13 protein-coding genes are annotated in these 12,619 nt (G+C 66.1%); 1 reads left to right on the forward strand and 12 read right to left on the reverse strand.

The window, feature by feature from the left end; genetic code table 11:
* Position 1: 1 nt before the first annotated feature.
* From CCA01S_RS10730 to CCA01S_RS16235, 10 genes are all read right to left on the reverse strand, one after another.
* Positions 2-1,393, reverse strand: coding sequence for an AMP-binding protein (locus CCA01S_RS10730; protein WP_198149979.1), 1,392 nt, complete (start codon positions 1,391-1,393; stop codon positions 2-4).
* A gap of 14 nt (positions 1,394-1,407) precedes the next feature.
* On the reverse strand, positions 1,408-1,977 hold the full coding sequence (locus tag CCA01S_RS10735; protein ID WP_066458269.1) for a COG4648 family protein: 570 nt from the start codon (positions 1,975-1,977) through the stop codon (positions 1,408-1,410).
* A gap of 14 nt (positions 1,978-1,991) precedes the next feature.
* On the reverse strand, positions 1,992-2,276 hold the full coding sequence (locus CCA01S_RS10740; protein WP_066458166.1) for an acyl carrier protein: 285 nt from the start codon (positions 2,274-2,276) through the stop codon (positions 1,992-1,994).
* Entirely contained in the window at positions 2,273-2,530 is a 258-nt protein-coding gene (locus CCA01S_RS10745) for a phosphopantetheine-binding protein (protein ID WP_066458170.1), read from the reverse strand. The genes CCA01S_RS10740 and CCA01S_RS10745 overlap by 4 nt, the downstream gene beginning before the upstream one ends.
* Positions 2,531-2,540: 10 nt before the next feature.
* Positions 2,541-3,320, reverse strand: a complete 780-nt coding sequence (locus CCA01S_RS10750) for a lysophospholipid acyltransferase family protein (protein ID WP_066458172.1) — start codon at positions 3,318-3,320, stop codon at positions 2,541-2,543.
* Positions 3,317-4,057, reverse strand: a complete 741-nt coding sequence (locus CCA01S_RS10755; RefSeq protein ID WP_066458174.1) for a beta-ketoacyl synthase chain length factor — start codon at positions 4,055-4,057, stop codon at positions 3,317-3,319. The genes CCA01S_RS10750 and CCA01S_RS10755 overlap by 4 nt, the downstream gene beginning before the upstream one ends.
* A gap of 8 nt (positions 4,058-4,065) precedes the next feature.
* Positions 4,066-5,157, reverse strand: a complete 1,092-nt coding sequence (locus CCA01S_RS10760) for a methyltransferase (RefSeq protein WP_066458183.1) — start codon at positions 5,155-5,157, stop codon at positions 4,066-4,068.
* 1 nt (position 5,158) lies between these two features.
* Positions 5,159-5,548, reverse strand: a complete 390-nt coding sequence (locus CCA01S_RS10765; protein ID WP_066458185.1) for an LptM family lipoprotein — start codon at positions 5,546-5,548, stop codon at positions 5,159-5,161.
* 229 nt (positions 5,549-5,777) lie between these two features.
* The gene (gene secA, locus CCA01S_RS10770; RefSeq protein ID WP_066458188.1) at positions 5,778-8,531 is read right to left on the reverse strand and encodes a preprotein translocase subunit SecA; all 2,754 of its coding nucleotides are present in this window, start codon (positions 8,529-8,531) and stop codon (positions 5,778-5,780) included.
* A gap of 104 nt (positions 8,532-8,635) precedes the next feature.
* A complete protein-coding gene (locus CCA01S_RS16235) occupies positions 8,636-9,652 on the reverse strand; it encodes a M23 family metallopeptidase (protein ID WP_269747421.1) in 1,017 nt (338 codons plus the stop codon).
* Positions 9,653-9,711: 59 nt separating this feature from the next.
* Here CCA01S_RS16235 and CCA01S_RS10780 point away from each other — a divergent pair, with 59 nt between their 5' ends.
* Positions 9,712-10,179 (forward strand): DciA family protein, encoded by a 468-nt coding sequence (locus CCA01S_RS10780; RefSeq protein WP_066458195.1) that lies wholly within the window; start codon positions 9,712-9,714, stop codon positions 10,177-10,179.
* A gap of 33 nt (positions 10,180-10,212) precedes the next feature.
* Here CCA01S_RS10780 and lpxC read toward each other — a convergent pair whose 3' ends face one another.
* Together lpxC and ftsZ are read right to left on the reverse strand one after the other, a co-directional pair.
* Positions 10,213-11,136 (reverse strand): UDP-3-O-acyl-N-acetylglucosamine deacetylase, encoded by a 924-nt coding sequence (gene lpxC / locus CCA01S_RS10785; protein ID WP_066458203.1) that lies wholly within the window; start codon positions 11,134-11,136, stop codon positions 10,213-10,215.
* Between the two features lie 230 nt (positions 11,137-11,366).
* Complete coding sequence (gene ftsZ, locus CCA01S_RS10790) at positions 11,367-12,539, reverse strand: cell division protein FtsZ (RefSeq protein ID WP_066458206.1); 1,173 nt, start codon at positions 12,537-12,539, stop codon at positions 11,367-11,369.
* Positions 12,540-12,619 lie beyond the last annotated feature (80 nt).

Here is a 12,619-nt window from a genome sequence, read left to right on the forward strand (position 1 = left end):
CTCATGAAAAAAGCTCCCGCAGCTGCGGCTGCACGCACTTGCCCATGCTGTTGCAGGGGATGCTGGCAACGACCCGCCAATGCCGGGGAATCGCCACCGGCTCGAGCCACCGACGCAACTGCTGGCGCCAAGCGGCCTGCAGGCGTGGCAGCCCGTCGGGCGCCGCGGGCGCGGCCAGCGTCAGCACCACCCCCAGCCCCTGCCGCCCGGCCCGGTCGAGATAGACCGCCACGGCGTCCTGTACGCCGTCCAAGGCGCGCACCCGGGCCTCGACTTCATCGAGCGACACCCGCTTCTCTTCGATCTTCACGATACGATCCCGCCGTCCCAGCAGCTGGAACCGGCCATCGGCGTCAAATTCGAGTTGATCGTCCAGCGCCTGGCCCGCGGGGGCATCGATCAGGGGCGAGCGCACTTGCCAGCCGCCCGACACAGCCCGAAAGCGGACATCGGCAAAGGCCTGCCAGCGGGCCCCCGGCGAATCGCGCAGGCGCCAGGCCAGCACGCCGGTTTCCGTGCTGCCGTAGATTTCATGGGCTGCCACACCCAGCCAGGCCGCCGCCTGTCGGGCAGGCGCCTCGGCCAGCGCGCCGCCCGCGGAGAGCAGCCAGCGCACGCTCGGAGCTGACAGGCGCGTATCCAGGCGCTTGAGAAATGCCGGGCTGCTAACGAAGGCCAGCGGCTGGCCCGGCGGCAACGCACCCAATGCCTCCGGATACGGAATCTGCCCGGCATGCAGGGTCAGCCCCAGCGCCATCGGCAGAAAAATGCGGAAAGTGAGCCCATACAGGTGCTGATGCGTCACCGACGCCACGACCATGCAGCCTGCCAGTTGCGCGCCGAACTGAGCGGCTAGCCAGGCGGCTTCGAGATCCATGGCGGCCACGGTCTTCACGACGCGGCGCGGCGTCCCTGTCGAGCCCGAGGTGAACAGCTCCAGCGTGGCCTGCGGCGGCAGCGCGGCCAGGGTAGCCACCGGATCATCCAGGCCCACTGGGGATACTGCGGCGGGCCCGACCTGCGCGGGGCCTGACGCGTTCGCGGCACGCGCGGTCACTGCCAGCACGGTTCGCTCCAGCCCGCCCAGGGCCTGCCGCAAGGCGGGCCGGTCGGTCAGCACGGCATCGAAGCACGCGCCCTGCTCGCGCAAGGCGGCCTCTTGCAAGTTGCCGGGGATGACGGGCGTACGCCCCGCGTGCAAGGTGGCCAGCAAAGCGGCCAGAAACGCGCCGCTGTCGTCAAAACACAGGGCCCAGCGCCGCTCGGGCCGGGCAGCCAGCTGCCGAGCGAGCATGGCTACCCACGCCCGCAGGGCGCCACGCGTCAAGGGCTGCACCCGCTCGCGTGCGATCACTGGGTCGGACGCCCGATCCGGCGCCAGCCAGTCTGCCATAGGCAATGTCCGCATCACGCCCCCGCCCGCCGGATCACCCGTCGGCGCACGGCATATTCAAGCACCATCAGCCCTCCCATCAGGCCATAGGCGATACCGCCGTTCCACAAGGCCCACCAGTCGAGATCGCCCGCCAGGCAACTGTGCAGAGCCACGGCGCCATTGCAGGCAAAAAAGACCGTCCACACCTGCGTGACCCGCCGGGTATAGGCAACCGCAGCCGTCGGCAGATCGGGCGTGCGCAACCGCGCGATGCGCTCTACGAGTGACGGGCCTTGCCACAGCGACAGGCCGAACAGCGCCAGCAGCACCCCATTGATCACCACGGGGTAGTACAGCAGCCAGCCCTGCTGGCGCAGCAACAGGCTGGCCAGCACCAGCGCGGCGGCACCCACCGTGCCGGGCAGCGCCAGTACGCGCAAGGGTGATGCCCCCGCAGCCGCGCCACGCAGGCACCACAGGCGCACGAGCAACAGCAGGCCCAGGGCAGGAGCCAGCCACGACATCTGGCCGCGGGTGATGCCCAGCCAGACGAGGACGGGCCACGCGACCAGCACGACGCCGCTCGCCCACGCAATCGACATGGACTTGATCAAGCTCACGCGGCCCCAGCGGCGGGGGCTTCCTGCAGTAGCGCCTGAACGACCCGCACGACGTCCTGCACCGTGCGCACTGACTTGAACACTTCCGGGCGCACACGGCGGCCCGTCTTTTTCTGCAGGTGCACTACCATATCCACGGCGTCGATGCTGTCGAGCTCGAGGTCTTCATACAACCGGGCCTCGGGGGTGACCTGCTCGGGCGTGAGGTCGAAGAGCTGCACCAGCAGGGCCGACACTTCGTCCAGCAGCGCGGCGGAGTCCAGCGTGCTCAACGTATTCATGCCGTCTGCCCCTCAATGAACTGCGCCAGACTCGCCACCGAATGAAAGTGGCGGCGGGTGTCTTCCGCCTCGGCGGCCAGCACGATGCCGAAGCGGTTCTTCACCGCCAGGCCCAGTTCGAGCGCGTCGATGGAATCGAGCCCCAGCCCGTCCCCGAACAGGGGGGCCTGCGCATCGATGTCGTCGGCAGACATGCCTTCGAGGTTCAAGGTCTCGATGATGAGCATCTTGATTTGTTGAATCAGGTCTTGCATGGAACGATCTCTAAGAGAGACCCTGTAGGCCCTGCGTCAGACGTTCGGCCAGCACGCGTGTCAAACGGCGGGCGGCCACCGAGGGCTCGGGTCGGGTATCGGAAAACAGCACGCCGGGACTCAGGCGGTCGCCGACGGAAACAGTGAAGACGGGCTTGCGGGCGGGCACATCGTACCAGTGGCTGTGTTTAGCCAAAATGGCTTCGCTGCAATGAATCGCAACCAGGCGTACGTCGCTGGGGCAACGCACGGCCACCTGGGCCGCCCCGCGCTGCAGGCTGATCGCTTGTCCGGGGCGAGTGCGCGTGCCTTCGGGAAAAATCAGGATACAGGCGCCTTGCGCCAGCCGCGCCCGGCAGTCATCCAGGAAGGTCTCGGCCCGATTGTTGACCAGATAGCCGGCGGCACGGATGACGCCGCCAAAAAACGGGTTAGACAACACTTCGGCCTTGACGACGCAGTCGAGCGTCGGCACGACCGCCGCCAGCATGACGTAATCGATGAGCGTGGGGTGATTGGCCACCACCAGGCAGCCCCGGTCGGCCCGCAGCTTTTCGGCCCCCCGCAGGCGAAACTCCAGCACCCCCAGGCGTGCGGCGGCCCAGAGGAAAAAACGGAAGGCGCCGGAAATCAGGTGCCGGGCGATCCACTGGCGGCGCGCGCCACGGCGCAGCAACAGTACGGCGGACAGCAGCAGCGTGAGCAGCAGCCCGCCCACGCCGAACATCAGGAAGCAAAACCCGGTCATGATCAGGCGCCAGCACCAGCCAAGAGTCTGTGCGGGCGTCATGGCGTATGACTCCAGTGCCATTCGTGCGACTGGCCTTGCACCGCGTGCGCATCGCGCCCCTGCACCAGGGCCCGTAGCCACTGCAGGCTTTGCGGCAGGACGCCTGGCGTCGATACGCGCACAGCCGACGCCGGGCCCAGGGGCCGGGGCTGGCAGCGCCAATCGGTGCCGGGGACAAGCAACAGGCACACAGCATAGGGCGCCACCGGCAGAACCACGCCAGCCTGCCGCTGGTAGAACGCCGGAATGTGTCCCTCGAAATCAGCCAGGATGACCCGCCGATGGCCCGCCTGAAAGAAACCCATCACCTCGAACAGCGCCTGCTGGAAGGTATCAGCCCCGGCGGACAGGGACGTACTGACCAGCGGCTGGCCCGCCACGATCGTGCAGGTGCCTGCCGCCGCGTTATGCACCGACATGGTGAAATCGGTGGGCGACACCGGTTGGTCGGCGGCCAGCGACTGCAGGATGCGATCGTTGCGCTCGAGCTCGCCGTGCTGGCTACACAGCACCAGGGCGTCCGCCGCCTGATCGGCCAGCAGGCTCAACACCCCATCGACCACCAGCCGGTCGCCCACCCCCAGGCGCCGCGCCGTCATCATGGGCAGGTGCCGCATGGCTGCGGCCGCATCCACGAGGTTGCCAGGCCGGGCCTGCGACGGGGGCAGCCACTTGGCGCAGCTGGCCAACGGCACGCGCGCGTGCCAGGCCAACAGACGAAAGTGAATGCCCTCCATTTCGATCCTCACTCAAAATCAGAAGCCGCCTTGCGGCACACCAGCAACGTATGCCCCACCCCCAAGCCATCGACCTGCGACTCGATCTCGAGCCCCGCCTGTTGCACGAGCGCGACAAACTGCTCGGCACCATAAAAGCGGCTGGTGCCATTGGCCAGACAAGTGAAATACAGGGATGATGCATTCAGGCTGAAGGCACCGGCCTCGTAGGGCTGCCGATCCCAGAACAGTTCCATGATGCACAACCGTGCCTGTGGCTGCATGGCGGCCGCCGTCTTGCACAAGATGGCCACGATCTGTGCCTCGGAAAAGCAGTCCAGAAACTGGCTCATCCACCAGACGTCGGCCTCGCCCGGCAGCGTCGCGTCGCAGAGCAGATCGACGGCGTGCAAGTGGATGCGCCCGGCCATGCCATGCGCGGCGACATTGTCGCGCGCCAGAGCAATCTGCTCGGGCAGATCCAGAATCGTCACCTGGACGTCACTATCGTACTCGCAACAGCGCAAGGCCCACTTGCCGGTATTGCCCCCCACGTCGTACACGTGCTTGGGACCCAGGGCAAAAACCCGAGGCAAGGCCGCCTTGAAGGCGCCGTCCGAATAGAAGTGGTCAAAACCGAACCAGCTGTCCCGGGCCTTTTGCGGCAAGCGGCCGAGCAGCGGGTAAATGGTCTTGCCCTCGCCAAACCCGGACAGGCCTGCGGGGCGCCCTTCGCGCAGCGAGGTCGTCAGCTCGGCCAGCCCCTGGTAGCAGACATCCCGCGTGAAATGCAGGTTGACGCGGGTCATGGGGTCGTGCGTGAGGAAATGGCCGATCTTGCCCAGGTGGTACTGCTCGCCCTGGCGATACAGGATGCGGGCACTGAGCGCCAGATCCAGCAACACCCCTGCGGCGTAGCGATCCAGCGAGCACTGCGCGCAAATTTCATCCTGGGTAGCCCCCTGGCGGCAGCCCGACAGGAAGTCGAGCACGCCTAGCTCGCACAGACTGCTGGCGGCCTGAAACACCATGGGAGCAAAGGCGATCTTCTGCGCTTCGGTAATGGCTTCCAGCGCCGTCAGCGAATCGGCATCGTAGCCGTACCGTGAAGAGTCCGTCATTTCAGTTGGAATTGCTCAAGGCCAGGCGGCGCTGGATGTCGATGTCCAGATTGCGCACCCACTGGCCATACTTGCGGTGGATCTTGCCGTTGGCCGCCTTCATGTTGCGGCTATCCACGTAGTCGATCTGGTAACTGCTCGTACCGTAGGCGATGCGCACCTGCACCTCGTGGTCGCGCGTCAACAGCTTGCCGTCGATGACGCCCGAGGACACCGGCTTCATCATCCAGCCGCGCTCCAGCCCAGCCTGGATAATGGCGTCCTTCACCACCGTGAGGCTGCGCGCATGAATAGTGGCGGTTTGCGTCTGCTGCAGCGGCACAGTCTGCTGGCAAGCGGCCAAACCCAGGGCGCAGACCACCACGGCCAAAATACGATAGATGCGTTTCATGAAATCCCCTCGTAAGACGTAAGAACGCCGTGCGTGCCCTGGATTCAGGGTTGGACACACGGCGTGCGTAATGGCAAAGCGGGGCAATTATAACAACTCGTAAATATCGTGTTATTAATATTTCAAATGTGACGATGCATATGATGCCTATAAGGCTGATAAGACAATGCCCGCCCTGGCGGGACACCAGCCTGCGCCGAACGGCGGTCGAGCCGGTGCCACCCTTGGATCACACCAGCTTCCCGTGGCAGTGCTTGTACTTCTTGCCGCTGCCGCACGGGCACGGATCGTTGCGCCCCACGCGCGGCACCGCGCCAGCGGGCGCCGCACCCGCCGCGGGCGGGTTGCCCGCCTGATCGAGGCCGGGGTCTTCGCCGCGCAGGGCGGCGTCGTAGTCCGCATGGTGGTAGCGCACGTTTTCCAGTGCGGGCGCGGCGGGTTCTTCGACCTCGACCTGCTCGGCGGACTGCACACGCACCGTCATGAGCACGCGCACCGTTTCATTGCGGATGCGGTCGAGCATGTCGGAGAACAGCGTAAAGGCTTCGCGCTTGTAGGCCTGCTTGGGATCGACCTGGGCATAGCCGCGCAGGTGAATGCCCTGGCGCAGGTGGTCGAGCGAGGCCAGGTGCGAGCGCCAGTTGGTGTCCAGCGCCTGCAGCAGCACCGAGCGCTCGAAGGGCTCCCAGCCCTCGCGGCCCACCAGCGCCACCTTCTCGTCGTACAGCCGCTTGGATTCGGCCAGCACGCGTTCGAGCAGGTCGTCGTCGGTGAGGTTGGGCTCTTTTTCGAGCATCTCGGCCAGCGGCATGGGCATGGCCCAATCGGATTCGAGCGCCGTCTGCAGGCTGGGCACGTCCCACTGCTCTTCCATCGTTTCTTCAGGGATGTAGCGCCGGAAGACCGCCGTGATCTCGGCCTCGCGCAGATTGGCGATGGTATCGGCCACCGAGGCGGATTCGAGCACCTCGTTGCGCTGACCGTAGAGCACCTTGCGCTGGTCGTTGGCCACGTCGTCGTATTCGAGCAGCTGCTTGCGGATGTCGAAGTTGCGACCCTCGACCTTGCGCTGGGCCGACTCGATGGAACGCGACACCATGCGCGCCTCGATAGGCTCGCCCTCGGGCAGCTTCAGGCGTTCCATGATGGCGCGCACGCGGTCGCCCGCGAAAATGCGCATCAGGGAATCGTCCAGCGACAGATAGAAGCGCGATGAGCCCGGATCGCCCTGGCGCCCGGCGCGCCCGCGCAGCTGATTGTCGATGCGCCGCGACTCGTGACGCTCGGTGCCGATGATGCGCAGGCCCCCGGCCTTTTTCACGGCCTCGTTGGCCGGCGCCCATTCGGCGCGGATGGCGGCCACGCGCGCTTCTTTTGCCTCGGGGCTGAGGTCGGGGTCGGCACGCACGAGGTCGATCTGTTTGTCGACGCTGCCGCCCAGCACGATGTCGGTGCCGCGGCCCGCCATGTTGGTGGCGATGGTGATGTGGCCCGGCTTGCCCGCCTCGGCCACGATTTCCGCCTCGCGCGCGTGCTGCTTGGCGTTGAGCACGTCGTGCGGCAGGCCGTCGCGGGTCAGCGCCGCCGACAGGCGTTCGGAGTTCTCGATGCTGGTGGTGCCCACCAGCACCGGCTGGCCGCGCTTGTGGCAGTCGATGATGTCGGCCAGGATGGCCTGATATTTTTCGGCGTCGGTCTTGAAGACCTGATCGTTCTGGTCTTTGCGCGCCATGGGCCGGTTGGTCGGGACGATGACCGTTTCAAGCCCGTAGATTTCCTGGAACTCGTAGGCCTCGGTATCGGCCGTGCCCGTCATGCCCGACAGCTTGTCGTACATGCGGAAATAGTTCTGGAACGTGATCGAGGCCAGCGTCTGGTTCTCGTTCTGGATGCGCACGCCTTCCTTGGCCTCGACGGCCTGGTGCAGGCCCTCGGACCAGCGCCGCCCCGCCATGAGGCGCCCCGTGAATTCGTCCACGATGACGACTTCACCGTTTTGCACGACGTACTGCTGGTCGCGGTGGAACAGATTGTGGGCGCGCAAGGCCACCATCAGGTGGTGCATCAGCAGGATGTGGCGCGGATCGTACAGCGACTCGCCCTCGGGCAAAATGCCCTGCTGCACCATGACTTGCTCGGCCTTGATCTGCCCGGCTTCGGACATGTGCACCTGCTGCGCCTTTTCGTCCACCCAGAAGTCGCCTTCGGGTTCGGGCTCGTGCGGCTTGGGTTCTTCGGCCATGCGGCTGAGCAGCGGCGGCACGGCGTTCATGCGCACGTAGAGTTCGGTGTTGTCTTCTGCCTGGCCGGAGATGATGAGCGGTGTGCGCGCCTCGTCGATGAGGATGGAATCGACCTCATCGACGATGGCGTAGGCCAGGCTGCGCTGACGGCGGTCTTCCGGGCGGAATTCCATGTTGTCGCGCAGGTAGTCGAAGCCGTATTCGTTGTTGGTGCCGTAGGTGATGTCGGCCTGATAGGCGGCGCGCTTTTCTTCGTTTTCCTGTTGCGGCACCACGACGCCGGTCGTCATGCCCAGGAAACTGTACAGCCGCCCCATCCACTCGGCGTCGCGCCGGGCGAGGTAATCGTTGACCGTGACCACGTGCACGCCACGCCCCGGTAAAGCGTTGAGATACACCGCCAGCGTGGCCATGAGCGTCTTGCCCTCGCCCGTGCGCATTTCGGCGATCTTGCCGTTGTGCAAGGCAATGGCGCCCAGCATCTGCACGTCGAAGTGGCGCATGCCGAAGACGCGCTTGCTGGCCTCGCGCACCACGGCGAAGGCCTCGGGCAGCAGCGAATTGAGCGATTTGCCATCGGCCAGCCGCTGGCGGAATTCTTGCGTCTTGGCCTGCAGCTCGTCGTCGGACAAGGCCTGTATTGAGGATTCGAGCGCATTGATCTGTGCGACCTGCTTGCGGTACTGCTTCAGCAGCCGGTCGTTACGGCTGCCAATGATTTTTTTGAGCAGAGAAACCATAGTGTGTCGTCGCTGCGGGCCCATCCCGCATCTGGCGGGGTGGACAACCGGGTGATTGATTCAGGCACGGCCACCGAGCGGTGGCCGCAGGTAAACGATGCAGTTTAACGCAGCGCGGCAGGCCCCGCTCTGGCGGGCGCATCGTTCAAGGCCAGCGACGACGAGCCCGCGGCCTGCAAAGAGCCGTCCCGAGCGGGCTGCAGGAACAGCGTGGGGTCGAGCGGATACCCGGCCATGCGGATTTCAAAATGCAGATGCGCCCCGGTGGAGCGGCCCGTGCTGCCCACCTTGGCCACCAGCTGGCCCTGGCGCACCAGGTCGCCCACCTTGACGAGCAGGCTGGAGGCATGAGCGTAGCGGGTATGCAGGCCGTTGCCGTGGTCGATCTCGACCATCTTGCCGTAGCCCGGCTGGAACCCGGCGCTCACCACCAGCCCGCCGGACGCGGCCCGGATCGGCGTGCCGCGCGGCGCGGCGAAATCCAGCCCCTCGTGCATGGCATGGCGCCCACTGACCGGATTGCGCCGCCAGCCGAACGAAGAACTGAGCGCGGGGTAATCGACCGGCGCCAGCGTGGGCAAGCTGGCCTGGAAGCCCGTTTGCCGCGACAAGGCAGCACCCACCAGGGTGTAGGCATCTTCCTGGATGGCCAGGCGCTGCTCGAGCGCATCGATGTGGCGCCCGAGTTGCTCGGCAGAGCCAATGGGGGTGATGGCGGGGGTGCTGGCCGGAATATCATCCATCACCTGATCCGCCTGCCATGCGGCAGAGCGCGAAGCCGTGCCTGGTGTGCTGTGCTGCTGCGCGGCGGCGTCGAGGGCGGGCTCATCGGTGACCAGTTCGGGCGAGGTGTAGCTCAGGCCCGCGGCCTCGGCCACCTGGCGGCGCACGGCCTCCATGGCCAGCACACGGCCCTGCAGCTCGCCCACTTTGTCGGCCAGCCCCGCAAGGCTGCCCTGCAGGCGCGCGGCTTCCTGCCGGGCCTGGCCATCCAGCGCCTGGCGCTGCCCGGCGTCCAGGCCAGGTTTCTGCCAGGCCTGCCACTGGGCGCCACCCCAGGCCGCCAGCCCCAAGGCCAGCAGCAGGCCCAGCCAGCGCACGACCCGCACGTTAGAATGCAAACAGCACGCAGCACCATTCATCCATTTCGTCACTCTTTTCTGCATCCATTCATTCCTGTATGTCAGGGGCATCCCACCGTCGCAGCCGTTCGTCCGCGGTTCCCGCGCTGAACTGGCTCAGCCACACACCCGAAGGCGCGCATCTGCTGCAGACCGTCCACGAACTGCTGGCGGCGCAAGCCGCGCTGAGCGGCGCCCTGCCCCCGGCAGTGGCACGCCAGGTGCGGGTGGCCCGTATCGATGGACAGCGCATGACGGTGTTGGTTCCCGGCCCGGCCCATGCCGCCCGCCTGCGCCAGCTCACCACCCAGGCCGCCCGTCACCTGCAGCAGCAGGGCTGGCCGATCGACAGCATTGTCGTCCGGATCGACGCCGCCATGGGCCGCACCTGGACACAAAAGCCCCACAAAGAAGCCGAACCGCTGGGTACGCAAGCCCTGCAGTCGTTTGCGGAATTGCAGCACCAGGTCAGCCCCGGCCCGCTGGCCGACGCGATCGGCCGACTGCTGCGCCACCACCGGCAGTAGGGGCGGCTGGCCCCGCCGCCAGGCGCGCGGCCATCAGGCCATCTGCCAGTCGCGCGTGAAAGCGGCGGGCGCCGTTTCGCGCGACTCGTAGCTGATGAGTTCCCAGCATTCTTGCTGGGCCAGCAAGGCCCGCACCAGCTGGTTGTTGAGCCCGTGGCCCGATTTGCAGGCCACGTAGCGGGCCACCAGCGGCTTGCCCGCCAGATAAAGGTCGCCGATGGCGTCGAGTATCTTGTGCTTGACGAACTCGTCGTCGTAGCGCAGGCCATCGGCGTTGAGCACGCGATATTCGTCCATGACGATGGCGTTGTCCAGGCTGCCGCCCCGGGCCAGCCCCATCGAGCGCAAGGCCTCGACCTCGCTGGCAAAGCCGAAGGTGCGCGCGCGGGCGATGGTCTTGACGTAGGAGTCGCGGGCGAAATCGACCTCGGCCACGTTGGCGGTGGAATTGATGGCCGGGTGATGAAAGTCGATGGAAAACGACAGCGCAAAGCCGTCGTAGGGTTCGAGCCGGGCCCACTTGGCCCCCGGCCCTTCGCCTTCGCGAACCTCGACGGGCTTGAGCACGCGCAGGAAACGCTTGGGGGCGGCCTGCTCCTGCAGGCCGGCGCTGCGCAGCAGGTACACGAAAGTACCGGCGCTGCCGTCCATGATGGGCACTTCTTCGGCGTCGAGATCGACGTGCAGGTTGTCGATACCCAGGCCCGCCAGGGCCGACATCAGGTGCTCGACGGTGGACACGCGCACCGCGCCCTGCTGCAGCACGGAAGCCATGCGGGTGTCGCCCACGGCATCGGCGCGCGCCGACAGATCGACGATGGGGTTCAGATCGACGCGGTGAAACACGATACCCGTGTTGGGTTCTGCCGGACGCAGGGTGATTTCGACCCGGCGGCCCGAGTGCAGGCCCACGCCCTTGGTGGAAATCGACTGTTTGAGGGTGCGCTGTAAAAGCATGAGTATTCTTCTGTATCGCCAACAGGGGCTGCGCAAAGACTGACGACGCAAAGCCAAACTTCCCTATTGTACCCAGTCTACGGGTTTTCCACGATATTTAATTGCCGACGTCTCTAGTATTGACGTGCGAAGGCGCGCCCACCCCCAGGGGCAGGGGTGAACGCGCCAGGCGCCGCGATCTGCGTCACAGCAGCCGCGATGTGAGGTCAGGCGTACCGATCAGCGCTCGATCAGTCGGCCTGTTTGCGCAGGAAGGCCGGGATGTCGAAGTGATCCATCCCGGCGGTTTCGAGCGCGCGCACCTGGGCCGAGGCATCGGCGCGCGGGCCGCGGCGGATGACCGACGGCACGTCCGTGCTGGAAAAATCGTGCGTCAGGTGCACCGGCTGGTTGTCCGTGCCCGTGCGCTGCGCTTCGACGTTCGTCGCCACCAGCTGCGGGCGCGAGATGTTCGAGCCCAGGCCGGTTGCCACGACCGTGACGCGCAGGTTTTCGCCCATGGATTCATCGTAGGCCGTGCCGAAGATGACGGTCGCGTCTTCAGAGGCATAGCTGCGGATGGTTTCCATGATCTCACGCGTTTCGCGCATCTTCAGCGAGCGGCTGGCGGTGATGTTCACCAGGATGCCGCGCGCGCCATGCAGATCAACGCCTTCGAGCAGCGGGCAGGCGATGGCCTGCTCGGCGGCGATGCGCGCGCGATCCAAGCCCGCGGCCACGGCGGTGCCCATCATGGCCTGACCTTGCTCGCCCATGATGGTCTTCACGTCTTCGAAATCGACGTTCACATTGCCTTCGACGTTGATGATTTCGGCAATGCCCGCGCAGGCATTGTGCAAGACATCGTCGGCGGCGCGGAAGCAGTCTTCCTGCGTGGCATCCTCATCCATCAACTCGTAGAGGTTTTCGTTGAGGACGACCACCAGCGAATGCACGTGGCGCGAGAGTTCGCGGATGCCTTCCTCGGCCAGGCGCATGCGCTTGTTGCCTTCGAAGACGAAGGGCTTGGTGACCACGCCCACGGTCAGGATGCCCAGTTCTTTGGCCACTTCGGCCACGACGGGGCCGGCGCCCGTGCCGGTGCCCCCGCCCATGCCGGCGGTGATGAACACCATGTGCGCGCCGGTGAGGGCCGCGCGGATTTCCTCGCGCGCCGACTCGGCCGCCGTGCGGCCCTGGTCGGGCTTGGCGCCCGCGCCCAGGCCGGTGCGGCCCAGGCGAATCTGCACCGGCGCTTCGCTCGTGGCCAGTGCCTGCGAATCGGTGTTGGCGCAGATGAACTCCACGCCCTGCACCCCCGCGTGGATCATGTGGGCGACGGCGTTGCCACCGGCCCCCCCCACGCCCACGACCTTGATCACGGTTCCATTCCTGCTGGTATCCAGCATTTCGAAATTCATCATGTTTGACTCCCTCACATACGGAATAACAGAACAATCCCCTGAAAATCCACGACTTGCCCGACGGGTCATGAGCCCGGCGG

The sequence above is a fragment of the Castellaniella caeni NBRC 101664 genome (assembly GCF_001592225.1).
GTDB lineage: Bacteria > Pseudomonadota > Gammaproteobacteria > Burkholderiales > Burkholderiaceae_B > Castellaniella > Castellaniella caeni.

Coding starts and splice junctions, on each gene's coding strand:
- CCA01S_RS10730 (WP_198149979.1), bottom strand. CDS start 1,393: ATGGCAGACTGGCTGGCGCCGGATCGGGCGTCCGACCCAGTGATCGCA.
- CCA01S_RS10735 (WP_066458269.1), bottom strand. CDS start 1,977: ATGTCGATTGCGTGGGCGAGCGGCGTCGTGCTGGTCGCGTGGCCCGTC.
- CCA01S_RS10740 (WP_066458166.1), bottom strand. CDS start 2,276: ATGAATACGTTGAGCACGCTGGACTCCGCCGCGCTGCTGGACGAAGTG.
- CCA01S_RS10745 (WP_066458170.1), bottom strand. CDS start 2,530: ATGCAAGACCTGATTCAACAAATCAAGATGCTCATCATCGAGACCTTG.
- CCA01S_RS10750 (WP_066458172.1), bottom strand. CDS start 3,320: ATGACGCCCGCACAGACTCTTGGCTGGTGCTGGCGCCTGATCATGACC.
- CCA01S_RS10755 (WP_066458174.1), bottom strand. CDS start 4,057: ATGGAGGGCATTCACTTTCGTCTGTTGGCCTGGCACGCGCGCGTGCCG.
- CCA01S_RS10760 (WP_066458183.1), bottom strand. CDS start 5,157: ATGACGGACTCTTCACGGTACGGCTACGATGCCGATTCGCTGACGGCG.
- CCA01S_RS10765 (WP_066458185.1), bottom strand. CDS start 5,548: ATGAAACGCATCTATCGTATTTTGGCCGTGGTGGTCTGCGCCCTGGGT.
- secA (WP_066458188.1), bottom strand. CDS start 8,531: ATGGTTTCTCTGCTCAAAAAAATCATTGGCAGCCGTAACGACCGGCTG.
- CCA01S_RS10780 (WP_066458195.1), top strand. CDS start 9,712: ATGTCAGGGGCATCCCACCGTCGCAGCCGTTCGTCCGCGGTTCCCGCG.
- lpxC (WP_066458203.1), bottom strand. CDS start 11,136: ATGCTTTTACAGCGCACCCTCAAACAGTCGATTTCCACCAAGGGCGTG.
- ftsZ (WP_066458206.1), bottom strand. CDS start 12,539: ATGATGAATTTCGAAATGCTGGATACCAGCAGGAATGGAACCGTGATC.